The organism is Candidatus Phyllobacterium onerii (genome assembly GCF_028331445.1).
In the GTDB taxonomy this organism is placed as follows: domain Bacteria; phylum Pseudomonadota; class Alphaproteobacteria; order Rhizobiales; family Rhizobiaceae; genus Phyllobacterium; species Phyllobacterium onerii.
The window spans coordinates 75,063-90,555 of the sequence record NZ_JAQMHX010000012.1; the positions used below are offsets into that span (position 1 = coordinate 75,063).

The 15,493-nt window shown below is 56.6% G+C and carries 15 protein-coding genes; 11 read left to right on the forward strand and 4 right to left on the reverse strand.

Features of this window, described 5'->3' with window-relative positions:
• Positions 1-48: 48 nt before the first annotated feature.
• From ehuB to doeB, 8 genes are all read left to right on the forward strand, one after another.
• Positions 49-897, forward strand: a complete 849-nt coding sequence (gene ehuB, locus PHA01_RS22775; RefSeq protein WP_271898615.1) for an ectoine/hydroxyectoine ABC transporter substrate-binding protein EhuB — start codon at positions 49-51, stop codon at positions 895-897.
• 79 nt (positions 898-976) lie between these two features.
• Positions 977-1,636, forward strand: coding sequence for an ectoine/hydroxyectoine ABC transporter permease subunit EhuC (gene ehuC / locus PHA01_RS22780; RefSeq protein WP_210004170.1), 660 nt, complete (start codon positions 977-979; stop codon positions 1,634-1,636).
• 9 nt (positions 1,637-1,645) lie between these two features.
• Complete coding sequence (gene ehuD / locus PHA01_RS22785; protein ID WP_112526986.1) at positions 1,646-2,302, forward strand: ectoine/hydroxyectoine ABC transporter permease subunit EhuD; 657 nt, start codon at positions 1,646-1,648, stop codon at positions 2,300-2,302.
• A gap of 11 nt (positions 2,303-2,313) precedes the next feature.
• Positions 2,314-3,093, forward strand: a complete 780-nt coding sequence (eutA, locus tag PHA01_RS22790) for an ectoine utilization protein EutA (protein WP_271898616.1) — start codon at positions 2,314-2,316, stop codon at positions 3,091-3,093.
• A 3-nt stretch (positions 3,094-3,096) separates the two neighbouring features.
• Entirely contained in the window at positions 3,097-4,098 is a 1,002-nt protein-coding gene (gene eutB, locus PHA01_RS22795; RefSeq protein WP_271898617.1) for a hydroxyectoine utilization dehydratase EutB, read from the forward strand.
• Positions 4,086-5,078, forward strand: a complete 993-nt coding sequence (gene eutC / locus PHA01_RS22800) for an ectoine utilization protein EutC (RefSeq protein WP_271898618.1) — start codon at positions 4,086-4,088, stop codon at positions 5,076-5,078. Before eutB ends, eutC begins: the two co-directional genes overlap by 13 nt.
• A 33-nt stretch (positions 5,079-5,111) precedes the next feature.
• Positions 5,112-6,293 (forward strand): ectoine hydrolase DoeA, encoded by a 1,182-nt coding sequence (gene doeA, locus PHA01_RS22805; protein ID WP_271898619.1) that lies wholly within the window; start codon positions 5,112-5,114, stop codon positions 6,291-6,293.
• 8 nt (positions 6,294-6,301) lie between these two features.
• A complete protein-coding gene (gene doeB / locus PHA01_RS22810; protein ID WP_271898620.1) occupies positions 6,302-7,306 on the forward strand; it encodes a N(2)-acetyl-L-2,4-diaminobutanoate deacetylase DoeB in 1,005 nt (334 codons plus the stop codon).
• Between the two features lie 28 nt (positions 7,307-7,334).
• Here the strand turns inward: doeB and PHA01_RS22815 are convergent, their stop codons facing one another.
• Positions 7,335-8,747: an ATP-binding protein gene (locus PHA01_RS22815; RefSeq protein ID WP_271898621.1), complete on the reverse strand. Its 1,413-nt coding sequence runs from the start codon at positions 8,745-8,747 to the stop codon at positions 7,335-7,337.
• Entirely contained in the window at positions 8,744-9,460 is a 717-nt protein-coding gene (locus PHA01_RS22820) for a response regulator (RefSeq protein ID WP_271898622.1), read from the reverse strand. Before PHA01_RS22820 ends, PHA01_RS22815 begins: the two co-directional genes overlap by 4 nt.
• Positions 9,461-9,621: 161 nt before the next feature.
• Here PHA01_RS22820 and PHA01_RS22825 point away from each other — a divergent pair, with 161 nt between their 5' ends.
• The 3 genes from PHA01_RS22825 to PHA01_RS22835 all read left to right on the forward strand — a co-directional run bounded on the left by PHA01_RS22825 (position 9,622) and on the right by PHA01_RS22835 (position 10,881).
• Positions 9,622-10,047 (forward strand): hypothetical protein, encoded by a 426-nt coding sequence (locus PHA01_RS22825; protein ID WP_271898623.1) that lies wholly within the window; start codon positions 9,622-9,624, stop codon positions 10,045-10,047.
• Between the two features lie 42 nt (positions 10,048-10,089).
• The gene (locus PHA01_RS22830; protein ID WP_271898624.1) at positions 10,090-10,314 is read left to right on the forward strand and encodes a hypothetical protein; all 225 of its coding nucleotides are present in this window, start codon (positions 10,090-10,092) and stop codon (positions 10,312-10,314) included.
• Between the two features lie 312 nt (positions 10,315-10,626).
• The gene (locus tag PHA01_RS22835) at positions 10,627-10,881 is read left to right on the forward strand and encodes a GlsB/YeaQ/YmgE family stress response membrane protein (RefSeq protein WP_271898625.1); all 255 of its coding nucleotides are present in this window, start codon (positions 10,627-10,629) and stop codon (positions 10,879-10,881) included.
• Between the two features lie 69 nt (positions 10,882-10,950).
• Here the strand turns inward: PHA01_RS22835 and PHA01_RS22840 are convergent, their stop codons facing one another.
• The gene (locus PHA01_RS22840; protein ID WP_271898626.1) at positions 10,951-14,037 is read right to left on the reverse strand and encodes an efflux RND transporter permease subunit; all 3,087 of its coding nucleotides are present in this window, start codon (positions 14,035-14,037) and stop codon (positions 10,951-10,953) included.
• Positions 14,034-15,236 (reverse strand): efflux RND transporter periplasmic adaptor subunit, encoded by a 1,203-nt coding sequence (locus PHA01_RS22845; RefSeq protein ID WP_271898662.1) that lies wholly within the window; start codon positions 15,234-15,236, stop codon positions 14,034-14,036. The genes PHA01_RS22840 and PHA01_RS22845 overlap by 4 nt, the downstream gene beginning before the upstream one ends.
• Positions 15,237-15,493: the final 257 nt, after the last annotated feature.

A 15,493-nucleotide genomic window follows, 5' to 3' on the forward strand; every position in this document is an offset into this window, starting at 1 on the left:
GAACCCCCGACGATTAGCAACACAAGAAAAACCAAAGGAGCTGGGAACATGACCAAACTACTAACCATCAACGCATTGCTTGGAGCGGTGGTACTTTCGACCCTTGTGTCGTCCTTGCCTGCCAAGGCGGACGAAGCACTCGACAAGCTGAAAGCGCAGGGCTTTGCCCGCATCGCCATTGCCAATGAACCACCATTCACGGCCGTCAAGGCCGACGGCACCGTATCTGGCGCTGCCCCGGACGTTGCGCGGGCAGTGTTCAAGAAGCTCGGCGTCAACGACGTCGTGGCGTCTATCTCTGAATATGGCGCAATGATCCCCGGCCTTCAGGCTGGACGTCATGATGTCGTTACTGCCGGTCTTTTCATGAAGCCGGAGCGCTGCAATGCCGTGGCCTATTCCGAGCCGATCCTTTGCGATGCGGAAGCATTCCTGGTGAAGAAGGGCAATCCAAAAGGCTTCAAGAGCTATGCCGATATCGCCAAGGATGAAAAGGCAACCATCGGCGCGCCGGGCGGCGGCACCGAAGAACGTCTTGCACTCGAGGCCGGCGTTCCGCGTGACCGCGTGATTGTCGTTCCGGATGGCCAGAGCGGCCTGAAAATGCTGCAGGACGGCCGTATCGACACCTATTCGCTGCCGGTCCTGTCGATCAATGATCTGGTCAAAAAAGCCAATGATCCGAATATCGAAGTCATCGCTCCTGTACAGGGCGCCCCGGTCTATTGCGATGGCGCGGCATTCCGCAAGGGCGACACGGCTCTTCGCGATGAATTCGACAAGGTTCTCGCTGAGATGAAGACGTCAGGCGAGTTCGCCAAGATCATCGAGCCTTATGGTTTCTCGGCAAAGGCGGCAATGTCCACCACCCGCGAAAAGCTCTGCGCAGCCAAGTAGTTCCGCGCTAGTCTTCGACCGCTTCGTTTAACAGCGAAGCGGTCCCATGTTCTGCAATTCCAGCAAAGGTGGCGTAGCGATGGGCCAATGGGCCGGCTATCTGCAACTCATTCTCGACGGTGCTGTCGTGACCATCAAGCTGACGCTGATGGGCTCGGCGCTGGCGCTCGTGATGGCATTCCTGGCTGGTCTCGGGCGTTTATCGCGCTTTGCGCCGGTGCGCTGGCTCGCGACCGCCTATATCGAATTTTTTCGTGGCACGTCGATCTTCGTTCAGCTGTTCTGGGCCTATTTCGTACTCCCGCTCTTCGGCTTCACGCTGACGCCCTTGCAAGCCGGCGTCCTCGCACTTGGCCTCAACGTGGGAGCATATGCCGCCGAAGTGGTGCGCGGCGCTATCAAATCCATTGGCAAAGAACAATACGAGGCTTGCACCGCGCTCAATTTCAATCGTTGGCAAGGCCTTCGCCACGTAATCTTGCCGCAGGCTTTCGTGCTGATGCTGCCAACGTTCGGCAACAATGCCATCGAACTCCTGAAAGCATCCGCCGTGGTCTCCCTCATCTCCCTGTCAGACATGACATTTCAGGCACAAGTGGTACGGGCACAGACTGGCAGCACGCTGTTTCCGTTCCTGACAATTCTCATTCTCTATTTTGCCATCGCTTGCGTCATCTCCTTCGCCATTCGCGGCCTTGAGCGTCACCTGACGCGCGGCCTTGACGGCATCAGGTCGTAGGAGGCAGCGATGGAATGGGATTGGGCTTTCGTCATTCAAATTCTTCCGACTCTGATCGAGGGCGCGAAGATCACAATCCTCGCGACAGTGCTTGGATACATATTGGCCGCAATTGTTGGTCTTGCCATCGCTATCGTTCGCCGATCAAAGAACAAACTGATTTCGAGGCCAATGGGCTTCGTTGCGGAGTTCATTCGCGGAACACCTCTGCTGGTGCAGCTTTATTTCATCTTCTACGTGCTGCCGGATCTTGGCCTGACACTTTCGCCGCTCGTCGCCGGCGTAATCGGTCTTGGTCTGCACTATGGAACCTATACCGCGGAAGTCTATCGCGCAGGCATCGATAATGTTGCACGCGGACAGTGGGAAGCGGCCAAGGCATGTAATCTCAACGCCTGGCAGACCTGGACGCAGGTCATCCTGCCCCAAGCGCTGCCGCCCATGATCCCCGCTCTCGCGAATTACTTCATTGCCATGTTCAAGGAAACGCCGCTTCTATCTGCAATTACGGTGCTTGAACTGATGAACCAGGCGCGCAGCATCGCCAACTACAACTACCGCTATATTGAGCCGATCACGCTGGTCGGAGCGTTCTTCCTCGTCATCAGCCTGATTTCCGTCGTCGGGCTGCGTTGGCTGGAACGCCGCTATGGCAGGATCGACTGAGGAGTATGACCATGGACGCCTTCCCTACGATCCGCCAAACCGCCATGGCACTGGATTTTGACGATCGCCCGCTCGTGAAACGCGTCGGGCTTGTCATCCTCGCCACCGATCACACCACCGAACCGGATTTTCAGCGCATGGTGGCGAGTGATCGCATCGGTCTTTACACAGCGCGCATTCCCTATGCGAACCCGACCACGCCCGACAATCTGCGGCGCATGCAGCCTTCGCTTACCGAAGGCACAAGCCTCATCCTGCCGGATGAAGATCTCGATGTGATTTGCTATTCCTGTACCGCGGCTTCCGTGGTGATCGGCGACGACGAGATCGAAGCTGCAATCAACCTTGCCAAGCCCGCCGTGCCGGTTGTGACGCCGCCGCTTGCAGCCGTGCGCGGATTGCAGGCGCTCGGTGCAAAACGCATCAGCATTCTCACGCCCTATACAATCGAAACCAGCACGCCCATGGCGGGTTACTTCGCGGCCAAAGGTTTCGACATTGCGAGTTTCACGTGTTTTGGTCTCGACGATGATCGCGAGATGGCGCGGATCAGCCCGCAATCGCTAATTTCTGCCGCTCAGGAAGCGATGGCGAGCGATGCTGACGCGCTGTTCATTTCCTGTACAGCAGTGCGGGCGGCGGGCATTGCGCTCGCCATCGAACAGGCAATCGGAAAGCCCGTTGTCAGCAGCAATCTTGCAACTGCCTGGGCAACGCTACGCATATGTGACGATCTTACGCCTCGTCCGGAATGGGGCAGCCTTATGACTCAATCCATGGCTGGTTGGTGAGCCATGACCAACAAGCTGGTGACCATCGCTGAGATTGAAAAGGCGCGCGACGCGCTTGCGAGCAAGGTGGTGCACACCCCTACGGTCAGCTCGGTATCCTTATCGGAAATGACAGGCCTGCCGGTTTTTCTCAAGCTCGAACACCGCCAAACTACCGGCAGTTTCAAGCTGCGCGGTGCTACCAATGCCTTGAGCCAGCTTTCAACAGCCGAAAAGCAACGCGGCGTGGTGGCAGCATCCACGGGAAACCATGGCCGCGCCCTCGCCTATGCCGCACATCTGGAAGGTATACCCGCCATCATTTGCATGTCGCGGCTGGTCCCGCAGAACAAGGTTGATGAGATCCGTCGTCTTGGTGCCGAGATTCGCATCATCGGCAAATCACAGGATGATGCACAGGAAGAAGTAGACCGGCTCGTGCAGGAAAGCGGCCTCACCATGGTGCCGCCCTTTGACAATGCCTCGATCATTGCCGGTCAAGGCACACTCGGTCTTGAGATCATTGACGCCGTTCCGGATGTCGACACCGTCCTCGTCCCGGTGTCGGGCGGTGGTCTGGCCTCAGGTGTTGCGGCGGCGGTCAAGGCCAAACGCTCCGCCACGAAGATCATCGGTATTTCGATGGATCGCGGCGCCGCCATGCGTGCCAGCCTTGATGCTGGCAAGCCTGTTCTTGGCGAAGAACGTGAAAGTCTTGCGGATTCGCTTGGCGGTGGGATCGGTATCGATAACCAGTTCACTTTCGCGATGGTCCGTGACCTGCTTGATGATTTGATCCTGCTCTCCGAGGATGAAATCGCGGCCGGCATGGCTCACGCCTATATGCAGGAGCGCGAAATCATCGAAGGTGCGGCGGCCGTCGGCATCGGTGCGCTGCTCGCGGGAAAAATCAGGGCAAAGGGGCCTATCGTCGCCATTCTTTCCGGCCGCAATGTCGACATGGAACAGCATCGGCGCATCGTCTGTGCGGATTTCAACGAAAGGGTTGAACCATGCCCCGCATGACGATTCTTACCGAAGCGGATTTACGCAAGATCGTGTCACTCGATCTTGACGCTATTGCTTGCGTGGAATCTGCGTTCGAAGCCTTGGCGACCAAGGCTGTCGCCATGCCGCCTATCTTGCGGCTCGATATTCCCGAACATCGCGGTGAAGTCGATGTGAAGACGGCGTATGTTCCGGGTATCGATGGTTTTGCCATCAAGATCAGCCCCGGTTTCTTTGATAATCCCAAACTTGGCCTGCCCAGCGTTAACGGCATGATGGTTCTGCTCAGCAGCCTCACCGGTCTGGTCGAAGCCCTGTTGCTCGACAATGGCTATCTCACCGATATACGCACGGCAGCTGCGGGCGCAGTTGCGGCAAAGCATCTGTCGCGGCCCGAATCCAGTGTCGCCGCCATATTCGGGGCCGGTGTTCAGGCGCGCTTGCAACTCGAGGCATTGACCTTGGTTCGTCCAATCAAGCAAGCGCGGATATGGGCCCGCGACATCGATAAAGCCCAACTGGTGGCAAACGAACTCACTGAAAAGCTTGGTATTCCCGTCACCGCTGTACATGATCCGGAAAAGGCCGTTCGCGATGCGGATATCGTCGTGACGACAACGCCCTCCTCCGCGCCGATCCTGCAATCAACCTGGCTGCAGCCAGGCCAGCACATCACCGCCATGGGTTCCGATGCCGAGCACAAGAATGAGCTCGACCCCGCCATCATCGCCAAAGCCGATCTTTACGTCGCAGATAGCCTCAAACAGACACGCCGCCTCGGTGAACTTCATCACGCCATCAAATCCGGACTGGTAAAGGCCGACGCGATCTTCGCCGAGCTCGGTTCCATCATCGCCGGTTCGGCAAAAGGCAGGCCGTCACAAGAGGCAATCACTATCGTCGATCTGACCGGCACCGGCGTGCAGGATACCGCCATCGCAACACTTGCCCGTGATCGCGCCAGACAGTCGAGTGCGGGAACCAATTTCGAAAGTTGATATGGGCTTCGGCCCAAGCATGAGGAAACTGATATGACAGAGCCAAATCTCAAATTCACGCGGCAGGAATTCGCCGAAAGATTGCAGAAGACCCGCGCGGCAATGCAAAAGCGCGGCATTGATCTTCTGATCTGCAGCGATCCGTCCAATATGGCGTGGCTGACGGGATATGATGGCTGGTCTTTCTATGTGCACCAGGCCGTGTTGGTGCCGCCGGAAGGTGAACCCATCTGGTATGGCCGCGGCCAGGATGCCAACGGCGCGAAGCGCACGGCTTATCTCTCCAACGACAACATCGTTGGTTATCCGGATAACTATGTCCAGTCCACCGAACGCCATCCAATGGACTATCTGTCAAAAATCATTGCCGAGCGTGCTTTGGACAAGCTTACCATCGCGGTCGAGATGGACAATTACTGGTTTTCCGCCGCTGCATTCGCATCCTTGCAGAAACATTTGCCGAATGCCCGCTTCGTTGATGGCACTGCGCTCGTCAACTGGCAGCGCGCGGTGAAAAGCCCGACTGAGATTGAATACATGCGCAAGGCAGCGCGCATCGTTGAGCTCATGCATCAGCGCATCGTCGACAAGATCGAGCCGGGCATGCGCAAATGCGACCTGGTCGCCGAGATTTATGATGCTGGAATTCGTGGAACCGATGATTTTGGCGGTGACTATCCCGCTATCGTGCCACTGCTTCCTTCGGGGGCAGACGCCTCGGCGCCGCACCTTACCTGGGACGACAAGCCGATGAAGGTCGGCGAAGGCACCTTTTTCGAGATTGCCGGTTGCTACAACCGCTACCACGTTCCCCTGTCGCGCACGGTGTTTCTCGGCAAACCCACCCAGGAATTTCTGGACGCTGAGAAAGCCACGCTCGAAGGCATGGAAGCCGGTCTCGCTGCGGCGAAGCCCGGCAATGCCTGCGAGGATATCGCCAACGCGTTCTTTGGCGTCTTGAAGAAATATGGGATCGTCAAGGATAACCGCACCGGCTATCCGATCGGCATTTCCTATCCGCCGGATTGGGGCGAGCGCACCATGAGCTTGCGGCCGGGCGACAGGACCGAACTCAAGCCAGGCATGACGTTCCATTTCATGACCGGTTTGTGGCTCGAAACCATGGGCCTTGAAATCACCGAAAGCATCCTGATCACCGACACTGGCGTTGAATGCCTCGCCAATGTGCCGCGCAAGCTCTTCGTCAAGAACTGAGATCCATCATGCAGTCAAAAACCCTGCGGCCATCGCCCATCACACCTACCGTCGATCTGGACAAGCAAGGCGTGCAGCACGGCTTTTTGCGGCTGCCCTATAGCCGCGATGATTCCGCCTGGGGGTCTGTCATGATACCCATCGCAGTCATCCGCAATGGCAACGGGCCAACGGCGCTGCTGACTGGCGGCAATCACGGCGATGAATATGAAGGGCCGATTGCTCTCTTTGACCTTGCCCGCACGCTGGACGTCGGCAAGGTCAGCGGTACGGTCATCATCGTTCCGGCGATGAATTATCCGGCGTTTCGCGCCGGCACGCGTACGTCGCCGATCGACAAGGGCAATATGAATCGCAGCTATCCGGGAAAACCGGATGGCACGGTAACCCAGAAGATCGCCGACTATTTCACCCGCGAATTGTTGCCGCGCGCCGATGTAGTGCTCGATTTCCATTCCGGTGGCAGGACACTCGATTTCGTAGCCTTCGCGGCCGCCCATATCCTGCCTGACAAAGTGCAGGAGGCCAAAGGCTTCGATGCCGTCAAGGCATTCTCGGCACCATGGTCGATGCGCATGCTCGAAATCGACGCGGTCGGCATGTATGACACGACGGTGGAGGAAATGGGCAAGGTTTTCGTCACCACTGAACTTGGCGGCGGCGGTACGGCTCGCGCCGAAACAGTCGCCATCGCAAAACGGGGCGCGATGAATGTCTTGCGTCATGCGGGCATCGTCAGCGGTAATATCGACCACCGCGACACGCGCTGGCTCGACATGCCATCAGGCGACTGCTTCTCCTTTGCGGAGGATCAAGGGCTGATCGAAACGATGATCGATCTCGGCGACTTTGTTAAAGAAGGGCAAGTGATCGCTCGCATCCATCCAATTGGCCGCACTGGCGCGGCTCCAACCGAAATCCGAACGAAGCTCACAGGGCTTCTCGCTGCACGGCATTTTCCGGGTTTGGTTAAACCGGGTGACTGTGTGGCAGTCGTAGGCACTGTCGACTGAATTTCTGGCCGCCTCTCGGCGCACCGCATCAGACAGCGCGGGGAATCCGCAATTCCGCTCTTAGGCCGCCGTCGGTGTCATTCGCCAGCGTGATATCACCGCCACTGCGTCGCGCGATATTGCGCGCGATGGTCAGGCCCAGACCAAATCCACCAGTCCCCCGGTTACGGGATCCTTCGACCCGCCGGAAAGGCTGGAACACCTCGTCGAGCTTGGCCTGAGGAATGCCCGGCCCTTCGTCGCGGATCGTCAGCAAAATGTCGGCGCCACTTTGCGCGAGGCTGATATGGGCTTTTTCGCCATAGGTCACGGCGTTGTTCACGAGGTTCGTTACGCAGCGCCGCAGCGCGATCGGACGGCCCATGCAAATCAGCCCGCGCGACGCAAGGCTGGTTTTGTCGAATGAGGCCTGCGGAAAACCATCGGCAACCGAGTCAACCAACGACCAGAAGTCGATCTTCTCCTGTTCTTCATCGACGATTTCATAGGTAGCAAAATCGATAACCGATCGGGATATGGCTTCGATATCGTTCAGATCGTGTGTGAGCGATTGGCGCAATGGCGATTTCCGCAACAGTTCGAGGCGCAGGCGAATACGCGTCAATGGCGTGCGCAGATCATGCGCCAGCGCGGCAGCAAGCTGCTCACGGTCGGCCACATATTCCCTCAATTGCGCCTGCATGGTGTTTACCGCTCGCGCTGCCGATTTATACTCGCTGCTGCCAAACTCGGGCAATGGCGGCGACTTTACATCGTCACCGATACGCTTGACCGCTCTCTCCAGTGCTCGATATGGCGCCGTCAACCGGCGCATCGCCCAGATCGACATTGCAATGACCACCGCGGCAACAGAACCAAACAGAGGCAGCGTCTGCGCGGTAAAGATCGGGGGCTCCGGCGCGATCGGCGTGACGAAGTTCAGCCATTGGCCATCCTTGAACTTGATCGAGGCCGCGAGCCCGTCACTCTGGCTGAAATCCTCCGCTATGTCAGAAAGCTGGCGCTCCACAATACCGACATCGGGATCAGGTGCACTGGGGCTAGTTGCAGGACTGCTGGGTGGCCGGTTCGATACGCGGCGAATCCGCGCGTCGGTTACTCCGAATGCGGACAATCGTGCAACCAGCACATCTTCAAGCTCAGCAAGACTATCGTCCGAAGCAATGGCCGATGTCACGGCCGGCTCGTCGGACATGGAGAGAGGATTGGCAGTGTTCGACAAAGCGCTCGCGAGAATTGATCGCTCGGATGGCGGTGCGGCGTAGAGCACCTTGACGAGCGTATAAGCGCGTTCGCTCAAGCGAAACAGTTCGAGCACATTGTTGTTTTCCGCACGATCACGAGAGACGATCGATAATGTTGCAACCTGCGTTGTAAGCAGGCTGGCAATCAGGATGAGCAGGATCCAGCTTGGCAGCGACTGGGGCAGAAACCGTTTCATTCCGGGCTGACTTCGGGAACGAATTGATAGCCGCCGCCGCGGATCGTCAGGATCAGTTTTGGCGAACGGGAATCATCTTCCATCTTGCGGCGAAGGCGGCTGATCAAAATATCGATGCTGCGGTCGTAACCATAGGCGGCATTGTTGCCCACCAATTCCAGCAGCTGGTCGCGGCTCAACATGCGCTGAGCGCTTTTGACCAATGTTTCCAGAAGATTGAACTCGGCAGTCGTTAGTTCCACGCGCACTGCATCCGGAGATACAAGCCGCCGCCGCGAGCAGTCCATAGTCCAGCCGGCGAATTTGTAGATCGTGGGTTCGAGGCGTCGGTCCGGGCCGGACGTATCGAGACGGCGCAGCACTGCCCTGACCCGCGCCAGTAGCTCCCTCGGATCGAACGGCTTGGAGACGTAGTCGTCCGCGCCCATTTCAAGCCCGACCACCCGGTCAGTGGTTTCCGTGACGGCAGTCAGCATGATGATCGGGATACGGGAGTGCATCCGGATATCCCTGCAAATTTCCATACCGCTTTTGCCAGGAAGCATCACATCCAGAATGAGAAGATCTATAGGCGTGCGGGAAAGGACGTCCTGCATTTCCTCGCTGTCTCGTGCAACCGAGACATGCATTCCCCGCTTCTTCAAAAATTCATGCAGGAGATCGCGAATGGCTTCATCGTCGTCGACAATCAGAATATGCGCTTCAGATTTCATACTCAATTCCTGATGGCGATCATTTTGCGCCCAGCCATAAGGCGCGGTTCAACCCGTTGTTTTTACGCACGATCCACTGTGGAAGCCACGTAATTCTTTGGACTGGAGAGCAAACCTGCAACCTCCAATGACTGGCGAAGCGGGCGAAATTCTGTCGTTTCGTGTCTTGTTACAATCCAGAAACAAAACACCACAAAACAGAAAAACTGAGGCAACACTCAAGTCCGATAAAAGCCCGTCAACTCGTGGTTGACTGGTCGAAACAGGATTTCTTCGTAACTCAAATGGCTCTTATGCGGAACATATTGACCATTTCGACAATCGTCCTGACCGGTGCGATCGTATCCATCGCACCAATCGAGCAGTCAATGGCAGCAGAGACACTCACCCGCACAGAGTTGTGCGGCAAACTCCAGCAACAAGTTCAACACGCAATGACGGAACACGCCGAGGCAAAACGGGCAGCCAAGGCGAAAGCACTTCAAAAAACGGGAACGAGGTTCTGCGCAAGCAACAAGCAGGCGCAGGGGATCAGATCGTATGCCCAGGCTTTGAAGCTGCTTGGTGTGCAGCCGGTTGATGACTAACCGACTGTGTCCCATAGGCCCGCATCGAAAGGAAACTGACCAATGAAAAAGTCCCTCTATACAGCTCTCGGTCTCGCCGTTGCTCTCGCTGTTTCGGCTCCGGTTATCGCTTCGAGCGCCAGTGCAGCTCCGGCTGCAACGACAGCAACCGCTCCTGATGCAACAACGACGATGAAAAAGGCGCCTAAGCACATGAAGAAGGTGCACAAGACATCCGCCAAGAAGCAGGCTGTAAAGAAGCCCGTTCAGCCTGCTCCTGCACAATAACCTCGGGCAGTACGACATTCTTGTCGAAGTAGAAACTATGCCGGCCATGGTAAACCACAGCCGGTATAGTTTTTTTGACCGCGTTAAAGGGCCCTGCCTCCAAATTTCATTCGCAAACTTTCGTTATTCAAATCCCGCATCCCATCGTAAAATCAACTTGGTGATTCTCTTGGCCAATGCATGGATCAAGAATCCGGGGCCGGTGGAGCATCTTACTGCGCCGTGCGTTCAAATCGAACGCACAAACATTGATTGGAACACAGTCCTCTCGGGACTTGTGTTTCGGCAAACCGGTTTTATGGAGAATTGGCTATGGGCGGAGAAAGTCTTCTTATTTTTCTTTTGGTGGGATTGATAGCGGGATGGCTGGCCAGCCAGCTCGTTCGCGGAGGCGGCTTTGGCCTCGTGGGTGACCTGGTGGTAGGCGTTATCGGAGCCTTTATTGCAGGATATCTTTTTCCGAGGCTCGGCATCTCGCTAGGCAGCGGCCTCATAGGCGCAATCATCGCCGCAACGATCGGAGCGGTCATTCTGCTCTTTATCCTTCGGGCCGTTAAACGGGCCTGATTTCAGTCGATAAAAAAAGCCTCCGAACTGACAGTTCGGAGGCTTTTTGTTTGGCTGCAATGCACTTTGCTAGGTATGGCTAGCCTGCGGAGCAGCGCCTCTCCCAACGGGAATAGCAGTTGCTTCAGCTTTTACATCCTTCTTGGAAATGAAGGTGTAGAACATCGGCACCACGAAGAGTGTGAAGACTGTCCCGACAAGAATGCCGGAGAAAATCACCAGACCAATCGAATAGCGCGCTGCGGCACCAGCACCAGTGGCCGTGATGAGCGGTATAACACCGAGGGCCATGGCCGCAGTCGTCATCAAAATCGGACGAAGCCGGGTCTTTGCCGCAAGGATGATTGCATCATGCCGCGATATACCGTGCAGTTCACGCTGCTGATTGGCAAATTCCACCATCAGAATACCATGCTTGGTAATCAGCCCCACGAGTGTGATCAGACCTACCTGCGTATAGATATTGAGTGTGCCGAGCCCCAGGTTGAGCGGAACGATCGCACCGAAGATCGACAGCGGGACCGACATCATGATGATAAACGGATCGCGGAAGCTTTCGAACTGCGCCGCCAGCACCAGATAGATCACCACCACGGCCAGCAGGAAGGCAATAAGGATCGTGCTTCCCTGCTCGATTTCCAGGCGCGATTGGCCGGAATAATCCATGAAGAACCCATCCGGCATCAAAGGCTTGGCCGTATTGATAACGGTCTGCAGGCCTTGACCCGTCGTAACACCCGGCAGCGGCAGAGCTGAAATCGTCGCCGAGTTCAGCTGGTTGAACTGCTCGATGGCGGCTGGCGAAGCGTTCTCGGTGACCTTGATGACCGCCGACAACGGCACCATCTCGCCAGATGCACTCTTGACGAAGTACTGGCCCAGATTTTCTAGATTGGACCTGTAGTCCTGCGGCACCTGAGGAATGATGTCGTAGCTGTTGGAATCCCGATCGAATTTCGAGATCTTGCCGCCACCGACCAACAACCCAAGTGTCTGGCCGATATCGCTGACGGGCACGCCCAACGCCGAGGCCCGATCGCGATCGATCGTGACCGTGACTTGCGGCGCGTTGAACGAGAGCGAGTTTTGCACGATGATGAACTGTCCCGAGGCTTGCGCCTTGTTCTTGATCTCTTCGGCAACTTCGAACACCTTGTCCGCCGGGCCGGTCGACTGAATAATGATTGAAATCGGCAGCCCACCACCGGTACCCGGCAAGTCAGGCGGCGCAAAGATAAAGGCTTCGACGCCGGCAAGCGGACTGATCATGCCTTGCAATTCTGCCTTGAGCTGTGCTTGCGACTTGGTGCGCTCGGACCAATCCTTGAACACCCAGATGGCAAAGGCGGAGTTGGTCGTGCCGAAGCCCAGGATGTTGAAGCGCGTTTTCAACTCCGGCAAATCCTTGGTCAAGGCATCGATCTGATCCGCGTAGAGCTTGGTATATTGCGATGTCGCATATTGCGGACCATTGACGATGGCAAACAGCGCACCGGAATCTTCTTCAGGAGCCAGTTCGGAATTGGTCTTGGTAAGAAGGAAGCCGGTCAACGCGACAAGCGCGACAACAATGAACAAGGTGACGAACCGGAAGTTGAGCGAGCCTGCAACGCGCCGTTCATAAGCGCCTTCAAGCCAGCCAAAACTCCGGTCAACAATCCGCTGGAAGCGGCTGTGACCGCCTGCCCGCAGCAAGAGTGCGCACATCATCGGTGATACGGTCAATGCGGCCACACCGGAGATGATAACGGCGCCGGCAAGCGTGAACGCGAATTCACGAAACAACGAGCCGGTGAGCCCGCCGGTAAATCCGAGCGGCGCGAACACAGCCGCAAGCGTGATGGTCATCGCCACGATGGGTCCGGTGATTTCCTTCATGCCTTTCAATGCGGCATCAAGCGGTCTCAGCCCCTCCTCGATATGACGATGGATATTCTCCAGGACCACAATCGCGTCGTCGACGACGAGACCGATGGCCAGAACCATCGCCAGAAGCGAGAGCAGGTTGATCGAATAACCGAGCATAAACAGGAAGAAGCACACGCCGATCAGCGATATCGGGATGGTTACGACCGGAATGATGACCGAACGGAACGATCCAAGGAAGAGCAGAATCACGGCAACAACGATCAACACCGCCTCGCCGATGGTCTTGAACACTTCCTCAATCGATGAGCTGATCTGCTCCGTCGAGTCATAAACCATGTAAAGCTGCATGCCTTCGGGCAGAGTCGCCTGAATCGAGGGCAATTCCTTACGAACAGCAGCTGTCATATCGATGGGGTTGGCGGCAGGCGTCGGAAATATCCCGAGGAACGTACCACTGGCTCCATTGAAGCTGACGATGGTGTCCTTGTTGACGGCGCCGAGCTCAACCCGCGCCACATCGCGCAGACGGATGATATTGTCGCCGTCGGATTTGATCGGCATCGCGCCAAACGCCTCAGGCGTCTGCAACGTCGTCTTCAACGTGATCGGAGAAGCCGTGTAAAGATTTTCAATCTTGCCCGGCGCGGACAGGAAGTTCGACTGATTGATCGCCGTCAATACTTCCGATGCTGTCGTCTTGCGGGCAGCCAGCTTGATCGGATCGATCCACACGCGCATCGAGAATACCTGACCACCCAAAATCTGAGCGTCGGCGACACCCTGAATGGTCGACATGCGTGGCTGGATAACGCGTTCCAGATATTCGGTGATCTGCTCACTCGTCATATTCGGGTTTTGCACGGCCAGATACATCGTTGCGAAGTCCTGACCGGTACCCTTGGTGATGACAGGATCATCGGCTTCTTCCGGCAGATCCCCGCGCACCTGGTTGACCTTGGAGATTACCTCGGTCAACGCCGCGTCAGGATTTGCGCCAAGCTTCATCTGGACCGTCACCGTGCTCGATGACGGAGCGGAAGACGACGTCACGTAGTCGATGTTTTCCGTGGTGGTCACAGCCTTTGCGATCGGAGCAGAAATGAATCCCTGCATCAGGTCGGCACTGGCGCCGGCATAGGCGGTTTTGATGGTGATAACCGTCTCCTCGACCTTCGGGTACTGGCGGACCGAAAGGTTCACCAGTCCCTGCGCGCCGAGCAAAATGATCATCAGAGCGACAACCGTCGACAGAACCGGACGGCGAATGAATATTTCTGAGAAATTCATTTTGTTGGCAGTCCTGACTCTGTCTTGCTGGCGGGGTTCACATCATTGGCGATCTTGACCACTGCACCGGGGCTCAAGCGATTTTGGCCCGCCGTTACGATAACGTCGCCCTCTTTGAGACCTTTGGTTATTTCGACCACAAGACCGGACCGGCGCCCCGGTCTGACGAAAACCTGCGTGACGATGAGCTTCTCTTCTTTCTTGTCAGTCGCAGCTGGCTGTGTTGACGAGGTCACGTCAGCAGGCTTTGCCGCATCCGCAGGCTTTGCTGGGTCTGCCGGTTTGTTTTCATCCGGAGCGGGACGAACGACGAAGACATAATCGCCATAGAGGCTCGAAACGAGCGCCGTCTGCGGCAGCGTGAAGACGTTTTCTTCCTTCGGCAGCGTCACCCGGACCTGGGAAAACTGACCCGGGCGCAGTTCTCCTTCGGAATTGTCGACCTGCGCGCGAACCGAAACTAGTCGCGTTGCCGGATCTATTCTGGGTTCGATGGCCGTGATCTTGCCGTCATAGTTGATGTCATTGTCCGTCAGGCCAAGTTTGATCGGTTGGCCGATCTTGATCTGGTTCAAGACCTGCTCATTGACCGTAAAGTCCACACGCATCGTCGTGAGATCCTGTAGGGAAACGACGACGGTGCCGATTGGCAGATATTGCCCGAGTTCAATGCGCGGGATGCCGACCGTGCCCTTGAAAGGCGCCTTCAACAACTTCTGATCCATAACGGCCTGCAATTTGGCGATCTCAGCCTTCTTGGCCAACGATGCAGATTGCGCCTCGTCGACAGCAGACACGGCACCAACGCCTCGGGTGTTGAGCGTGCGCGCACGTGCCAAAGTCTGATCCATCAGGACATCCTGCGCCCGAGCGGCAACAATGTCGGCTTTCTCGATCGCGTCGTCGAGTTGCAGGAGCGGCGCGTCCTTCTCGACCGTCTGGTTAGCTTTGAATGGGATATCCTTGACGATACCGGCAACCTCGACCGAGAGCTCAACACCCTGGATGGCGCTTACCGTACCGATCGCTTCGATCTCAGGCATCCATTCACCCGGCTTGACCGTATAGGTCGAGACCGGTGCAGCTGGCTGCTGCATGGTCGCAAAGAACTGCTTGATCATCGAGTCCCTGAAGAAATTGAACCAGACCAGGCCACCAGCGACTGCTACGACAAGAATTAGAATGATCGCAGGCATCATGTAGCGCTTGATCTTGGGGAATAACGCCCAGATCAATCCAACGAAGACCAGAATTCCGATTGCCGTGGGCAGTATATAGCCCTTGAACTCCGGAGCCTTTGTCCACACCAATCCACTGATCACCGCGACCAGGATTAGAACGATTAGGGGTGCAATGTAGCGCTTAATCATGGAAAGGCGGCTCCAACAAAACAATGGCCAGCAAAAAGTCTGCCAGCCTGTCATATGAATGTGAATCGTGTGGACTTGATGACCAC